This is a genomic window from Microbacterium sp. NPDC056052 (genome assembly GCF_042266785.1).
Classification (GTDB): domain Bacteria; phylum Actinomycetota; class Actinomycetes; order Actinomycetales; family Microbacteriaceae; genus Microbacterium.
Genome location: NZ_JBHJWV010000003.1, coordinates 25,327 through 40,112, shown reverse-complemented (window position 1 = coordinate 40,112; position 14,786 = coordinate 25,327). Strand labels below are relative to the sequence as shown.

Genomic DNA, 14,786 nt, shown 5'->3' with positions numbered 1-14,786 from the left:
CAGCACCCGTGAGGAGACAGTCGTTGGCCGGCGGAACACCCGAAGAACTGACCGAGTACTCCCTCGGAGCGCTGCTCGTGGCCCCGCCGGACCAGCCGGAGCCGGAAGACTTCGACGAGTTCTGGCGGTCGACCTTCGAGGAGTTCGGCACCGGCGCCGTGGCGTGGCGGACCGTGCGCGAGCGGGACGCGACGCCGACGCATCGCGTGAGCGAGATCCGCTTCGAGTCCTCCGCGGACGAGCCCGCTGCCGCATTCGTCATGGTGCCGCACGCGATGACCGCCATACGGCGCGGCCTCGTGGTCGGGCACGGCTACGGCGGACGCACGGGCCCCGACGCCGAGCGCGTTCCCGCGGACACAGTCGCGGTCTTCCCGTGCGCGCCGGGAACCAGCGCGGATGCGCCCAGCCGCTTCCCCGCGCTTCCCGCGGAGCACGTGCTGGCGGGCATCGCGCACCGGGACACCTACTCGCTCCGCTTCGCTGCGGCGGACATCTGGCGTGCGGCGACCGTGCTGCTGGACCTGGCACCTGCCGCCGCGGACGCCCTCGACTTCAGCGGCAGCAGCTTCGGCGGCGGGATCGGCGCGATGGCCCTTCCGTGGGACACGCGCTTCCGCCGCGCGGCGCTGGACGTCCCCAGCTTCGGCGCGCACGCGATCCGACTCACCCGGCGCTGCACCGGGAGTGGAGAGGCCGTCCGGATGCACCTCCTCACCCATCCCGAGGACCGCCCCACGCTCGACTATCACGACGCGGCGAGCGCGGCCCGCCGCCTTCGCATCCCGGTGCACGTCGGAGCCGCCGTGCTCGACCCTGCGGTCGATCCGCGCGGGCAGTTCGCGGTGTATCACGCGCTCGCCGGGCCGCGCCGGCTGACCGTGCGGGCCAACGGGCACATCGACGCCCCGGAGGGCCGGCTCGCCGACGCGCTGGCGCTGCAGGCCGCGGTCGACTTCCTGGCCCTGCCCGACGACAGGTTGCTGACCGGGGCGCCGACCGCCCTCCTCTGACCACCCCATCAACGCGTCGTCCCCGTCAGCGCACCCTCTGGAGTGCGCTGACGGGGACGACGCGTTGATGGAGGGTCAGACCTCGGTCAGGCGGCCGTTCTTGAGCCGCAGCCTACGGTGTGCGCGCTTCGCGACGGCCGAGTCGTGCGTGACCACGATGAGGGTCAGTCCTTCGGCGCAGAGCGACTCGAGCAGGACGAGGATCTCGTCGCGCATCTCCTCGTCGAGGTTGCCGGTGGGCTCGTCGGCGAGCAGCACGCGCGGCTTCTTCACGATCGCCCGGGCGATCGCGACGCGCTGCTGCTGGCCCCCGCTCAGCTCGCCCGGCAGATGATCGCCGCGGTCGGCGAGGCCCACGTGCGCGAGCGACTCGTCGACCCGGGCGCGGCGCTCCTCGGCCGGGATCCTCAGCGGCACGAGCGCCATCGCCACGTTCTCCCTCGCGGTGAGCGTGGGGATCAGGTTGAACCCCTGGAACACGAATCCGATCTCCTCGGCGCGCAGCCGGCCGAGTTCGCGGTTCGACGCGGTGGACAGCTCGGTGCCGCCCAGCACGAGCGATCCGCCGGAGGGACGGTCCAGGGCGCCGAGCAGCTGCAGCAGTGTGGACTTCCCGCCGCCCGTGGGCCCCTGGATCGTGACGAATTCGCCCGCCCTGATCTCGGCGGTCGCACCGGTCAGCGCCGCGACCGTGCGTCCCTTCGTCCGGTAGGTGCGCGTGACGTCGGTCAGCCGGTACAGCGCCTGCGGCTCGGTCTCTGTGATGCTCATGATGTCGTCTCTCCTGTTCGGTGATGGGTGTCAGGCGGCGGACCGCAGCGCTTCGGCGGGGCTCAGCCTCGCGGCCCGCCATCCGCCGATCGCGCCGGCGACGAGACCGCCGAGGATCGCGAGCCCCACGGCGGCGGCGAGGATCCCCGCACTGAGGGGCGCGTGCAGTACCACCGCCTGTGCGGTCTCACCCAAGCCGCGGAATGCTCCGCCGCCCCCTCCCTGGAACGCTCCGCCCGCGGCTCCCGCACCGGACTGTCCGGCGCCCCCGGCGCCTCCGCCGCGGGCGAAGCCGTCGGCCGACGCACCGGAGATCGTGGGCCGGACGAGGTTCACGACGAGGATCCCGGCAAGGCCGAGGGCGAGCCCCGCCGCTCCCCCGATGAGGCCCTGGACGAGCGACTCGCCGGCCACCTGGCGGACGATCCGCCCGTTGGACCAGCCGATCGCCTTGAGCGTTCCGAATTCCCTGGTGCGCCGGGCGACGCCGGAGAGAGTGAACAGCACCGCGAGGAGCACCGCGACCGCGAGCACGATGAGGGACAGCCAGGTGCCGAGGCCCTCGATCATGCCGGCGGCGCTCGCGAGGGATCCGGAGACGGTCGAGGCCAGATCCGCCTGCGAGCTCACCGTCGCGGTCGGCAGCGCCTTGGCGAGCGCGGTCTGCACGGAGGAGATGTCGGCCGCCGATGCGGCCTTGACGTAGACCGTCGATACGACATCGCCCGTTCCTGCGATCGTCTGCGCGGTGTCGAGCGGCAGGTACACGTTCGCCGCGGTGTCGGCGGAGTCGGACGAGGAGGTCACGATCCCGACGATCTTCACCGTGGATCCGCCCACGTCGATCGTGCCGCCGACGCTCAGGCTCTTCGAGGTCGCGTAGGTGCTGTCCACCAGGGCGACCAGCTGCCCCGCATCGGCGGCGTCGAGCGCACGGCCGGAGGAGACCGTCACCGATGACAGCGGCCCCACGGTCGTCCCCGCGGACGGGTCGACGCCCAGCACCGAGAACGAGTTGAGACCGAAGTTGCCGCCGCCGAACCGCGGACGCTCGCCCGTGCCCTGCCCTTCTCCCGCGCCGGACTGGCCCGTGTCGGTCTGGCCCGTGCCCGTACCGCCCTGCGCGCCCTGCTGAGCGATCTGCCCGTCGAACGTGAGGTTGGTCAGGCTCAGCGCCCCTGTGGCCGCGGCGACGCTCTCGGTGCCCGAGATCGTCTTCACTCCGGCCGCGTCGATCGTGCCCCGCGCCGGGGAGGCGCGCAGCACCGAGGTCTTCAGGGTGGTGCTGCCGTCGCTCGCAGCGGCCCCGCCGCCCGCGCCGAAGTCGAAACGCTGCCCGGTGTCGCTGCCGCGCTGGGCCGGCGCGCCGGTGACCGTGAGGTCGGTGCCCACGCCGTAGACCCGCGCGAGCGCCTCCGTCTGCGCATCGCGCACTCCCGCCGCCAGCGCGTTGACGACGATCACCAGGGCGATCGCTATCGCGAGTCCCACGGCGACGATCGCCGTCTGCTTCTTCCGCCCGGCCAGTTCCCGGCGCAGATACGTCCCGTACATGCTTCTCCTTCGATCACGCTCGTGCTGGTGACGCTAGGAGCCGGTTCTGGGGCGCGATGATGGCGTTGCTATGCGCGCGCTAAGCACGTCAGATCACCAAAGCTCATAGACCGTTCATAGGAAACTGAGGAGAATAGACCTCATGAACGATCACGCCACTGAGCTGCGCCGACCCGATGGCTCTCCCCTGCGGATCCTCGCGGTCGACGACGAGCCGATGCTCACCGACCTCCTCGCCATGGCCCTGCGGATGGAGGGATGGGAGGTGCGCACCGCCGGATCAGGACTCGAAGCGCTGCAGGTCGCCCGCGACTTCGGCCCCGACGCCCTGGTCCTCGACGTCATGATGCCCGATCTGGACGGGCTCGGCGTCCTCAAGCGCCTGCGCGAGCAGGGCAACATGGTGCCCGTCGTGTTCCTCACCGCGAAGGACGCGGTGAGCGACCGGATCGCGGGCCTCACCGCCGGCGGCGACGACTACGTCACGAAGCCGTTCAGCCTCGAGGAGGTCGTCGCGCGGCTGCGCGCTGTGATCCGCCGCTCCGGCGGCGCGACCACCGACGCCGGCGACTCGATCCTGCAGGTCGGCGACCTCACGCTCAACGAGGACAGCCACGAGGTGGTCCGCGCGGGCGACGAGATCGAGCTGACCGCGACGGAGTTCGAGCTGCTGCGCTTCCTCATGCGCAACGAGCGCCGCGTGCTGTCCAAGGCGCAGATCCTGGACCGCGTCTGGAGCTACGACTTCGGCGGCCGTTCGAGCGTCGTCGAGCTGTATATCTCCTACCTGCGCAAGAAGCTCGACGCGGGGCGCGAGGTGGCGCTGATCCACACCGTGCGCGGGGTCGGCTACATGATCAAGGCGCCCCAGCAGTAAGACCGCCGCACCGAGCACGAAGAAGGCACGACTTTCGATGAATCCGTTCCGCATCCGCCCCCGGGGCCCGCTGTCCCTGCAGACACGGCTGATGGCGGCGGTGACCGGATTCGTCTCGCTCATCCTCGTCGTGATCGCGATCACGACGAGCGTCGTGCTCGGGAACGTGCTCAACGGGCGGCTGCAGGACGAGCTCGCCGCGACCACGAAGAACGTCGGCACCCAGGCCATGCAGAAGCTCGTGCTGGGGCACGCCGTCCCGGAGGCCTCGGACCTGGTGGTCGGACCGACCGGCGTGCAGAACGGCACACTGGTCATCGTCGTGACCCCGGCCGGCTCCGCGTCGGGCACCGTGGTCACCGCCGACCGTGTCGCGCAGGACCTCACGCCGCTGCAGATCCATCAGGCTGTCACCGCCCTCTCCGAAGGCCGCTACTCCGAGGACCTTTCCCAGCTCGGCGACTACCAGTTCGTGCATCAGCCGATCCCTGCAACCGGGCAGCCGCAGTTCGAGGTGATCACCGGGCTTCCCCGCGCATCCACGGAGGCGCAGATCACCACGCTGTTCTCCATGATCGCGCTCACCACGATCGGCGGACTCATCCTGCTCGCGCTGTCCACGGCGATCACGATCCGGGTCGCCCTGCGCCCGCTCCGCGAGGTCGCCGAGACCGCGAACAGGGTCGCCAACCAGCCGCTGGACCGCGGCGACGTGTCGATCACGGAGCGCGTGCCCGCCGCGGAAGCGGATCCGCGCACCGAGACCGGACTCGTCGGATCCGCGCTGAACACCCTGCTGGATCACGTGGACGCCTCGCTCGCCGTGCGTCAGCGCAACGAGGAGCGGATGCGGCAGTTCGTCGCCGATGCGAGCCACGAGCTGCGCACGCCGCTGTCCTCGATCCGCGGGTACTCGGAGCTGTCGCTGCGCGCGCTGACGCGATCCGATGCGCCGGAGGATCCCGCCACGGCCTCCGCGCACACCGCCCTGGAGCGCATCCAGGCGCAGTCGCTGCGGATGACCAGCCTGGTCGAGGATCTGCTGCTGCTCGCGCGTCTCGAGGAAGGCAGGGAGCTCACGCTCTCCACCGTCGACCTGTCCCGGCTGGCGATCGAGGGCGTCGAGGACGCCCGCCCGACGGCACCGGATCACGAGTGGGCGATCGACGTGCCGGAGGAGCCCGTCGAGCTCATCGGCGACACCGGACGGCTGCAGCAGGTCGTCACCAACCTGCTCGCCAATGCCCGCACGCACACCCCGGCGGGCACGCACATCACGATCGAGGTGGCCGAGGAGGGATCCGAGGTCGTGCTCCGTGTTCGCGATGACGGACCGGGCATCGACCCCGCGGTGCGCGACGAGCTCTTCAGCCGCTTCGCGCGGGGCGACCGCTCCCGGAACAGGGCGACCGGCGGCTCGGGCCTCGGTCTGTCGATCACCAAGGCGATCGTCGACGGCCATTGCGGCACGATCTCCGTGCAGAGCGAGCCGGGCGCGACGCTGTTCACGGTCCGGCTGCCGAAGGTGCCGCAGACGACGGCCGGTGCGGCTCCCGCCGGCGCCGCCGACGCCGCTCCCCCGCGTCCCGCCGACAAGAACACGCCGCGGCAGCAGCATGCAGAGCGTCCAGCGCCGCAGCCCCAGAGCGAGGCGGCGCCGCGGCCCCGCGCCGAGAACCGGGACGGCGCAGGCAGCCACCAGCTCGGCCGCACTCTCGGCGGACGCTGAAGCCCCGCCCGAGCGCGATCGGTTCAGTAGCCCGCGAAGGCGTCGGTCGTCACGCGGCGCGCGCCGCGCAGCGCAGGGGCGAGGTCCGCGATGAGCCGCGGCGGGCCGGAGATGTAGGCGTGCCGTCGATCCAGATCCGGCACCAGCGCGTGCAGCAGCGCCGCGTCCAGCCGTGCGCCGCCCGCCCATTCCGCGCCGGAGGGCATTTCCGCGGGCCGGTCGGGGGCGACGACCACGATCCGTGCGCCGGTCCCGCCGAGCTCGCGCAGGTACGCGCACTCCTCCGCCGAGGAGGCGACGAGCACGAGCACCGCATCCGCCGCTTCGCGCGCCCCGAGCTGCGCGAGGAACGGCGTCACGCCGATCCCTGCCGCGATGAGCAGCACAGGCGCCTCCCGGGAGGGCAGCACGAAATCGCCCCACACCCCCGTCGCGGTGAGCACGTCGTCGGGCTGCACCGCGCCGAGCGCGCGCTTGTAACTCGACCCCCGCTCGGCCTCGCGATAGGCGAGGCGCACGAACGGCAGCTCCGCCGGCGTGGAGACGATGCTGAACTCGCGCCGGATGCCCCGGCTGTCGGGGCGGCGGTGCGGCACCTGCAGTTCCAGGTACTGCCCCGGCGCGAACCGGAACGGACGCCGTGCCCGGAACGTCAGCTCCTGCACGGTCGGGGTGACCGCCCTGCGGCGCACGAGCGAGAGCCTGATCCCCGCGCGGGCGACCAGCACGGCGGCGAGGAGATTGCCGACCAGCAGCGCCCGCTCCTGGCCGAGCGTGATGATGCCGAGACCGATCGGCCAGCCGGCGAGAGCTCCCACGACCAGTGCGACGAGCAGCTGCTGCCATCGTCGGGACGGCATGGTCAGCGGCTCGGACAGCATGAAGGCGCCGAGGAACAGCACGGGCGACTGCAGCAGCACCGATGCGAGCAGCGCCCCTGGTTCCACGGCGAGCCCCGCCGCGGCCGACTGCACGGAGAACCGCACGATCGACACGACGGCGTACACCCCGACGAACAGCAGCACGATGCGGATCCGCTCGGTGCGCCAGAGCACGAGCAGGCCCAGCGCGATGACGGGGATCGCCATGGCCGGGGTGCCGACCCACCAGGCCGAGAACCCGAGGCCGGTGATCGTGAGCACCGTGGCGCCGACGGCGGCGGGGTTGAGCAGGTGCCGCCCGCGCCACACCAGCGCGTATTTGGAGGCCGCGGCGACCACCCCCGCGAGCGCGATGCCGCCGATCTGGTCGGGGTTCGTGCCCGGCTGCACCACGAACAGCAGGATGAGCGCCGTGATCAGCGATGACTCGATGCGGCGCGGGACGTGCAGCAGCGCCTGCGCGACGGCATCGGTGGCGAGCGTCGCGAGCATCAGCATCGCCAGGGTGGCGAGGATGTCGAGCGGCGGCACCGAGACCGCGCCTGCGGCGGACAGGATCATCGCGACGGCGGCGAGCACGAGCAGCGCGTACAGCGTGAGCCGGTACATCGAAAGCCGTCCGAGCTGCGCGACCACGCGCTGTCGCGCGCCGATCAGCGTCGCGATCATGCGAACACCTCCATCCGGTCCCCCGCCGACCACTCGACCGCTCCATCCGTGGTCATCCGCACCCATTCCACACCGAACCGGGCCGCGAACGCGGCACCGCCGTCGAAGAACAGCGCCGTGGCAGCCGCATCCGCGACCATCGCCTCGGCCGCGATGGCCCAGGTCGCCGCGATCGTGCGCACGGGCTCCCCCGTCCGGGCGTCCAGCACGTGGTGCAGCCCGCCGCGCTCCCCCGGCCACGCGCGCCTGTTCACGGCCGATCCGCAGAGCGCCGCATCCGCGATCGTGGCGACCCCGATCGCGCGGGTCGCGTCGAACGGGTGCTCGAGCCCCACCCGGATCGGCGCCCCGCTCCGGCGCAGGTCGCCGCCGGCGTCGACGAGGCGTTCGGTGTGCCCCAGGGATCCCAGCAGGTCGTGCACGACGTCGACGAGGCGGCCCTTGCCGATCGCGCCCACATCGATGAGAGCGGGCGCGTGCAGGGCGAGGGCGCCGTCGTCCCAGGCGAGCTGCTCGGTCCAGTCGGCAGGCGCCGGGCTCGCCCCCCGGTCGCGGAACGAATACTCCGCGTCGTAACCCCGCGCGGACAGGCTGTCTCCGATGAGCGGCTGCACCGCGCCGTCGGTCGCGAGCGAGAGCCCCCGGTACAGATCGAGCATCGCCACCGCATCCGGGGGCGTCGGCACCTCCTGCGGCTCCTCGGCGAGGGCCGTCACGAGCGAGTCGGCACGGAATCGGGACCAGGTGTGGTCGAAGTCGTCGATCACGTCGCGCACCGCGTCGCGTTCGCCCTCCGGGAGCGGGGCGGCCGTGCCGATCTCCCAGACGGTGCCGATCGCCTCGAACCGCCAGACGTCCGTCCGCGGGTGGGGATCCACCCTAGCCCGCGGCTTCGGTGCGGATGGTGGCCAGCGCCTGGGTGAAGCCCTTGCTGGTCAGCGAGGAGCCCGAGACGCGGCTGACGGAGATCTCGTCGAGCTTCTTGCCGACCACCTGGGCGGAGATCCCGCCGATGAACTGCGACTGGAAGTGCTTCGTCTCCGACGCCTGCGGGTCGCCGGTTACCTCGACCTTCGTGACGGTGTCGTCGGAGAGCGTGATCGAGACGGAGATCTTCTCGACCGTCTCCGGCGTCTGGTACGAGCCGTCGGCGGTGTAGGTGCCGTCCTTGTAGGTCGAGCCGGAGCCGGTCGAGGAGCCGGCGCCCGTCGCGGACGGCGAGGGGGCGGCGCTCGTCTGCGACGAGGGGGTCTCGGTCGTGGTCTCGGCGGACGACGACTCGGCCGCGCATCCCGCGAGCAGCAGCGTTCCGGCGATCCCGACGAGGGCGGATCCTTGACGTACCGAGGGCGAGAGCTTCATGGTTCCAGCTTCCGCAACCCTCCTGTGCGTCACCTTTGAGATGACCCGGCGCGTCGTGAAGTCAGGATCCCGTCGCGGAACGGGACGCCGACGCGTAGACGAGAGGCCGTCCGGCGGGAGCCGGCCGGCCTCTCAGCGCGTATCGGGAGACCGTGTGCGTCAGGCCGCGCCGTCGAACATGCTCGTGACGGACCCGTCCTCGAACACCTGACGGATCGCGGTCGCGAGCAGCGGCGCGATCGGCAGGATGCGCAGCCCAGGGAACCGGCGGGCGGCCGAGAGCGGGATCGTGTCGGTGACGACGACCTCGTCGATCGCGGAGTCCTGAAGGCGCTCGCTGGCCGGATCCGAGAAGATCGCGTGGGTCGCCGCGACGATCACCTTGCGGGCGCCGTTGGCCTTGAGCGCCTGGGCGGCCTTGACGATCGTTCCGCCGGTGTCGATCATGTCGTCGACGAGGAGGCAGGTGCGCCCGTCCACGGTGCCGACGATCTCGTGCACCGACACCTGGTTGGCGACCTTCGGGTCGCGGCGCTTGTGGATGATCGCGAGCGGGGCGTCGAGGCTGTCCGACCAGGTGTCTGCGACGCGCACGCGGCCCATGTCCGGGGAGACGATCGTGAGGGTCGCACGGTCCTCGGGGGTGAGGCTCTCCTCGAAGTGCTGGAGGAGGACCGGCTTGGCGAAGAGGTGGTCGACGGGGCCGTCGAAGAAGCCCTGGATCTGCGCGGCGTGCAGGTCGACGCTCATGACGCGGTCCGCGCCGGCGACCTTGAGCATGTCGGCGACGAGGCGGGCCGAGATCGGCTCGCGGCCGCGGCCCTTCTTGTCCTGCCGTGCGTAGGGGTAGTACGGGGCGACCACGGTGATGCGCTTGGCTGACGCGCGCTTGGCGGCGTCGAGCATGATGAGCGTCTCCATGAGCCACTCGTTGATCGGGTCGCCGAACGACTGGATGATGAACAGGTCGCAGCCCCGGATCGACACCTCGAAGCGGGCGTAGAGCTCGCCCGACGCGAACGTCCGGTGCTCGACCGGCGCGATCTCGGTCCCGAGAGCCGCGGCCACGGCGGCCACGAGCTCGGGGTGGGATCGGCCGCCGGCGACGACGAGCCTCTTCTTGGTCTTGGCGACCAGTCCTGGCGCGATGTCGTTCTCGCGGTCCAGCTCGACCGTCGTGTTCTTCTTGCGCCCCATCGGACCCGCCTATTCCGCCGAATCGGCACGTGCTGCAGCGTCAGCTGCGGCCGTGCCTGCCCTGTTCTTCTCGACCCACCCCGCGACGTTTCGCTGGGGGGCGACGCTCATCGCGAGCGCACCGGCGGGGACGTCCTTACGGACGACGGCGCCGGCGGCGGTCTTCGCGCCGGCACCCAGCCTAACGGGCGCGACGAGCACCGTGTGCGACCCCGTGTGCACCTCGTCCCCGATCTCGGTGCGGTGCTTGTTCACATCGTCGTAGTTCGCGGTGATCGTCGACGCGCCGAGATTCACGCCGCGGCCCACGGTGGCATCGCCGACGTAGGACAGGTGCGGCACCTTCGAGTCATCGCCGATCTGCGCGTTCTTGGTCTCGACGTAGGCGCCGATCTTGCCGTCCGCGCCGAGCGTGGTGCCGGCGCGCAGGTACGAGAACGGGCCGACGGTCGCGCGTGCGCCGATCACGGCGAGCGTCGCCTCGGAGCGGCGGACCGTCGCGTCCTCGCCGACCTCGGTGCTGACGAGCGTCGTGTCCGGACCGATGATCGCCCCGCTCGCGACCGTGCTCGCGCGCAGGACATGCGTGTTCGGCAGGATCGTGACGTCCGGTGCGAGGGTGACGTCGTCGTCGATCCAGGTCGTGGCCGGATCCTGGATCGTCACGCCCTCGCGCTGCCAGCGGCGCACGATGCGGTCGTTGAGGGTGCGCGCGGCCTCGGCGAGCTGGATCCGGTCGTTGATGCCGAAGGTCGCCGCCGTGTCGGTCGCGATCGAGACGGCGACCTTCTCATCCGCGGCGCGCAGCAGGCCGATCACCGTGGTCAGGTACATCTCGCCCTGCGCGTTGTCGGTGGTGACCTTCGCGAGCTCGGCGCGGAGCAGATCCGCACGGAACACGTACACGCCGGCGTTGATCTCGCGCGTGGCCTTCTCTGCCTCGTCCGCGTCCTTCTGCTCGACGATGCGGGCCACATCGCCCGACGCGTCGCGGATGATGCGTCCGTAGCCGTTGGGGTCGTCGACGATCGCGCTCAGCACGGTCGCCGCGGCCGCGGCGGCGCGATGCCCGTCGATGAGGGCCTGCAGCGTCTCGGCCTCCAACAGCGGCACGTCGCCCGAAAGCACCAGCACGTCGCCGTCGAAGCCCTCCGGCAGCGCGTCCAGCGCGACCTGCACGGCACGGCCGGTGCCGGGGACCTCGTCCTGATCGACGATGACCGCCTCGGGATGCTCGGCAGCGAGAGCCGCGACCACCTGGTCGCGCTCGTGGCGCACCACGACCTCGACCGTCTCCGCGCCCAGCTGCGCGGCGGTGGCGAGCACGTGGCCGACGAGGGTGCGGCCGCCGATCGGGTGCAGCACCTTGGGGAGGCGGGACTTCATGCGCGTGCCCTGCCCTGCAGCGAGGACGACGATGGCGAGTGCGTTCTGCGTCATGCTCCGCCGCCAGGATTCGAACCTGGACCCCGCAGCTCCAAAGGCTGGGGTGCTGCCGTTACACCACGGCGGACCGCGCCCGCCTCCTGCGGCGGGCGCCCCTCAAGTCTGCCATGCGCGGGCTGTGTGATCGGGCCGGAACAGGCGCGCAACGTCCCCGCAACACCGGCCGGGCACGCTGGCGGGATGACGATCCTGATCGACCGTGTGTCCGTCTCGACCCCCGAGTTGGAGGCGTTCCTCTCCGCGCATCTGCGCGACATGGAGCAGACGGCTCCGCCGGAGAGCAGGCACGCCTTCGACATGACGCGGCTGCTCGCGCCGGGCGTGCGACTCTTCGCCGCGACGGCGGACGGCGAGCTCGCCGGAACCGGTGCGCTGGCCGCCCTGGAACCGGGTCACGAGGAGCTGAAGTCGATGCGGACGGCGCCCGCGATGCGCGGCCGTGGCGTGGCCTCCGCGATCCTCGCCGCGCTCCTCGACGACGCCCGCACCCGCGGCGTGGAGCGGATCTCGCTGGAGACCGGCGCCGCGGACTACTTCTGGCCCGCGCATCGGCTGTACGCCAAGGCCGGATTCGACGAGTGCGAGCCGTTCGGGTCGTACGTCGAGGATGCGCACAGCCTGTTCCTCACGATGCGACTGACGGCCTGATCCGCGGCCCGCGTCTGCGCCTTCCGCCTCGGACGCGCCCGCGATAATGAACGGATGAGCATCGGAGCGGATCACGCCGGCGACGAGGTCGACCGGATCGTCGCGGCGTGGAACACGCAGCGGCCGGACCTCGACTTCTCCCCTCTCGAGGTGCTCTCCCGTGTGGACCGGCTCTCCCGGCTGCTCGACCGCGCCCGCCGCGATGTCTTCCGCCGCAGCGACCTCGAACCGTGGGAGTGGGACGTGCTGTCCGCCCTGCGTCGGGCGGGAGCGCCGTTCCAGCTCAGCCCGAAGCAGCTGCTGCAGCAGACCCTCGTCTCCAGCGGCACCATGACCAACCGCATCGACCGGCTCGTGGGACGCCGGCTGGTGCGCCGGGCGGCGGATCCCGGCGACGGCCGCAGCGTGCAGGTGACCCTCACCGACGACGGCAGGGTGCGCGTGGACGCCGCGATCACGCGCCTCGTCGACGCCGAGGCGGCACTGCTCTCCGCGCTCTCCCGCGGCGATCGCGAGCGCCTCGCCGCTCTGCTGCGCAAACTCAGCCTGAGCTTCGACGCCTGACCGGAAGCGACGCCGCCGGACTCCGTGCCCGAAGGGGATCGAGGCCGGAGCCTGGCGAGGCGCCGGCCTCGATCCCCGTCGTCCGGCTCAGTCCTCCGGATCCACCACGACCACGACCTTGCCGGTCACCCGGCCGCTCTCCACGCGCTCCTGGGCGACGGCGAGTGCGGTGAGCGGGAACCGGCCGTCCAGGTGCGGGGTGACCGCGCCCGTGTCCGCGAGAGCGGCGATCTCGGCCAGCTGGGCACCATCCGCGTGCACGAGGATGGGGCGGATCGGATCCGCGCCCCATTCCTCCAGCTCGGCCTGCTGAGCGGGGGGGAGACCGGTGATCGTGACGATCGCCGTTCCCGGCGCCACCGTGTTCCGAGGCGGCAGGGTGTCGTCGACCGTGATGAGGACGGCGTCCACGGGTCCGATCGCGGCCAGCGCATCGCCGTCGTGGTAGTCGATCACCTCGACCGCACCCCAGCGGCGCACCAGGTCGTGCTTGGCCGGGCTGGCCGTCGCGATCACATGGGCACCCCGCGCGGTCGCGAGCTGGACGGCGAGGTGGCCGACTCCTCCTGCCCCGCCCAGGATCAGGATGCGCTGCCCGGCGACGACGCCGATGGCCTCGAGCGCCTGCCAGGCTGTCAGCGCGGCGAGCGGAACCGCGCCCGCCTCCGCAGCACTCCACGCGGCGGGAGCCGCGGCGAGGTCGCCTGCGGGCACCACCGCGTAGTCGGCGAGCGTGTGCGCGGCCGCCGGGAAGGAGGCGAGCGCGAACACCCGGTCCCCGATCGACCATGCCTCGGCGCCGGGGCCGACCGCCGCGATCCTCCCGGCGACGTCCCAGCCCGGCCTGTCCGAGTACTGGATCGGGCCGAAGTCCCGCGCCGCCGCGCGGATCTTGACGTCCACCGGGTTGAGTCCCACCGCCGACACCGCGACGAGGACCTCGTCCTGCCCGGGCACGGGGACCTCGACATCGATGAGGGAGACGACTTCCGCCGCCGGACCCGCACCGGAGTATTTTGCTGAACGCATCTGATCGCCTTTCGTTCCCGCGACCGAGATGGCCGCAGAAACCAGCGTGGCGCGCGGTCGAGGCCCGGACCAGTGTCCAGATAGACAACATGTGTCACGATAGAGCCATGCACCGCATCGTCGTCGTCGCTCTACCCGGCGTCTACCCCTACGAGCTCGGCATCCCTTCGCGCTTCTTCGGAGCCGCTCACAAGGACGGCCGCCGCCTGTACGATGTGCGCACCTGCTCCCTCGACGGCCGTCCCGTGCCGACGAACGCGGACTTCTCGGTCGCTCCGGACGCGGACCGCCGGGCTCTGGACACCGCGGACACGATCATCGTCCCGCCCTGGGAGGGAGCGGAGGACGGGGCCGACCCGATCGGACTGGATCGCTACGCCGATCGGCGGATCGTCAGCTACTGCACCGGTGCATTCACAGTCGCCGCGTCCGGGATCCTCGACGGCCGCGAGGCGACGACGCACTGGTGCTCGGCGGACGCGTTCGTTCGTCGCTTCCCGCGCGTGCGGCTGCGCGCAGACGAGCTGTTCGTCGACAACGGCACCGTCGTGACCGCGGCAGGCGCCTCCGCGGCGGTGGACACCACTCTGCACCTGATCGGCACGGATTACGGCGCGGCCGTCGCGGCCGCCGTCTCACAGCTCACGCTGGCCGCCCCGCATCGCGGCGGCGGCCAGCGCCAGTTCATCGCGCGCCCGGCGATCGCGACCTCTACGCGTGGGTCCGCCGGGGACATCCAAGCCTGGCTGCTCTCCCACATCGACGAGCCGCTGTCGCTCGGCGAGGTGGCCGGTCGCTTCGGCGTGAGCGTACGCACCCTGACCCGACGGTTCCGGGCCGAGACCGGGCGCACCGTCGGGGACTGGTTCGCCGACGCCAGGGTCGACCGCGCCCGCGAGCTGCTGGAGACGAGCGATCTGCCCGTCGACATGGTCGCCGCACACTCCGGCTTCGCGACCCCCGCGGCCCTGCGCAAGCACTTCCGGGAGCGGATCGGCCTGGCACCGCAGCAGTACCGGGCGAGGTTCGCGCGGGCCGTCTAGGCT

The 14,786-nt window shown here is 71.8% G+C and carries 14 protein-coding genes and 1 tRNA gene; 6 read left to right on the top strand and 9 right to left on the bottom strand.

Annotation, left to right across the window (positions count from 1 at the left end; translation table 11 throughout):
• The first annotated feature begins 23 nt into the window (after positions 1 to 23).
• Entirely contained in the window at positions 24 to 1,013 is a 990-nt protein-coding gene (locus tag ACFC1J_RS06790) for an acetylxylan esterase (RefSeq protein ID WP_375903725.1), read from the top strand.
• A 75-nt stretch (positions 1,014 to 1,088) separates the two neighbouring features.
• On the opposite strand, the gene ACFC1J_RS06785 is transcribed toward ACFC1J_RS06790, so the two are convergent.
• A complete protein-coding gene (locus tag ACFC1J_RS06785; protein WP_375903723.1) occupies positions 1,089 to 1,784 on the bottom strand; it encodes an ABC transporter ATP-binding protein in 696 nt (231 codons plus the stop codon).
• Positions 1,785 to 1,814: 30 nt separating this feature from the next.
• On the bottom strand, positions 1,815 to 3,338 hold the full coding sequence (locus ACFC1J_RS06780; protein WP_375903721.1) for an ABC transporter permease: 1,524 nt from the start codon (positions 3,336 to 3,338) through the stop codon (positions 1,815 to 1,817).
• 142 nt (positions 3,339 to 3,480) lie between these two features.
• Between ACFC1J_RS06780 and ACFC1J_RS06775 the strand changes: the two genes are divergently transcribed.
• Together ACFC1J_RS06775 and ACFC1J_RS06770 are read left to right on the top strand one after the other, a co-directional pair.
• Positions 3,481 to 4,215 (top strand): response regulator transcription factor, encoded by a 735-nt coding sequence (locus ACFC1J_RS06775; protein ID WP_375903719.1) that lies wholly within the window; start codon positions 3,481 to 3,483, stop codon positions 4,213 to 4,215.
• Positions 4,216 to 4,252: 37 nt separating this feature from the next.
• The gene (locus ACFC1J_RS06770) at positions 4,253 to 5,944 is read left to right on the top strand and encodes a sensor histidine kinase (RefSeq protein ID WP_375903717.1); all 1,692 of its coding nucleotides are present in this window, start codon (positions 4,253 to 4,255) and stop codon (positions 5,942 to 5,944) included.
• A gap of 23 nt (positions 5,945 to 5,967) precedes the next feature.
• Here the strand turns inward: ACFC1J_RS06770 and ACFC1J_RS06765 are convergent, their stop codons facing one another.
• From ACFC1J_RS06765 to ACFC1J_RS06740, 6 genes are all read right to left on the bottom strand, one after another.
• Positions 5,968 to 7,494, bottom strand: a complete 1,527-nt coding sequence (locus ACFC1J_RS06765) for a flavodoxin reductase (RefSeq protein ID WP_375903715.1) — start codon at positions 7,492 to 7,494, stop codon at positions 5,968 to 5,970.
• Positions 7,491 to 8,372: an FAD:protein FMN transferase gene (locus ACFC1J_RS06760; RefSeq protein WP_375903713.1), complete on the bottom strand. Its 882-nt coding sequence runs from the start codon at positions 8,370 to 8,372 to the stop codon at positions 7,491 to 7,493. Before ACFC1J_RS06760 ends, ACFC1J_RS06765 begins: the two co-directional genes overlap by 4 nt.
• Position 8,373: 1 nt before the next feature.
• Positions 8,374 to 8,856 carry an FMN-binding protein gene (locus ACFC1J_RS06755; RefSeq protein ID WP_375903711.1) on the bottom strand — a complete coding sequence of 161 codons (483 nt, stop codon included), beginning with the start codon at positions 8,854 to 8,856 and terminating at the stop codon, positions 8,374 to 8,376.
• Between the two features lie 159 nt (positions 8,857 to 9,015).
• Entirely contained in the window at positions 9,016 to 10,053 is a 1,038-nt protein-coding gene (locus tag ACFC1J_RS06750; RefSeq protein ID WP_375903709.1) for a ribose-phosphate diphosphokinase, read from the bottom strand.
• 9 nt (positions 10,054 to 10,062) lie between these two features.
• Complete coding sequence (gene glmU / locus ACFC1J_RS06745) at positions 10,063 to 11,493, bottom strand: bifunctional UDP-N-acetylglucosamine diphosphorylase/glucosamine-1-phosphate N-acetyltransferase GlmU (RefSeq protein ID WP_375903708.1); 1,431 nt, start codon at positions 11,491 to 11,493, stop codon at positions 10,063 to 10,065.
• Between the two features lies 1 nt (position 11,494).
• Positions 11,495 to 11,566: transfer RNA gene (locus ACFC1J_RS06740), tRNA-Gln, on the bottom strand.
• A gap of 113 nt (positions 11,567 to 11,679) precedes the next feature.
• Here ACFC1J_RS06740 and ACFC1J_RS06735 point away from each other — a divergent pair.
• Positions 11,680 to 12,147, top strand: coding sequence for a GNAT family N-acetyltransferase (locus ACFC1J_RS06735; RefSeq protein WP_375903706.1), 468 nt, complete (start codon positions 11,680 to 11,682; stop codon positions 12,145 to 12,147).
• Between the two features lie 54 nt (positions 12,148 to 12,201).
• Positions 12,202 to 12,711 carry a MarR family winged helix-turn-helix transcriptional regulator gene (locus ACFC1J_RS06730; protein WP_375903704.1) on the top strand — a complete coding sequence of 170 codons (510 nt, stop codon included), beginning with the start codon at positions 12,202 to 12,204 and terminating at the stop codon, positions 12,709 to 12,711.
• 87 nt (positions 12,712 to 12,798) lie between these two features.
• Here ACFC1J_RS06730 and ACFC1J_RS06725 read toward each other — a convergent pair whose 3' ends face one another.
• Complete coding sequence (locus ACFC1J_RS06725; protein ID WP_375903702.1) at positions 12,799 to 13,740, bottom strand: NADP-dependent oxidoreductase; 942 nt, start codon at positions 13,738 to 13,740, stop codon at positions 12,799 to 12,801.
• A gap of 107 nt (positions 13,741 to 13,847) precedes the next feature.
• Between ACFC1J_RS06725 and ACFC1J_RS06720 the strand changes: the two genes are divergently transcribed.
• Positions 13,848 to 14,783: a GlxA family transcriptional regulator gene (locus ACFC1J_RS06720; protein WP_375903700.1), complete on the top strand. Its 936-nt coding sequence runs from the start codon at positions 13,848 to 13,850 to the stop codon at positions 14,781 to 14,783.
• Positions 14,784 to 14,786 lie beyond the last annotated feature (3 nt).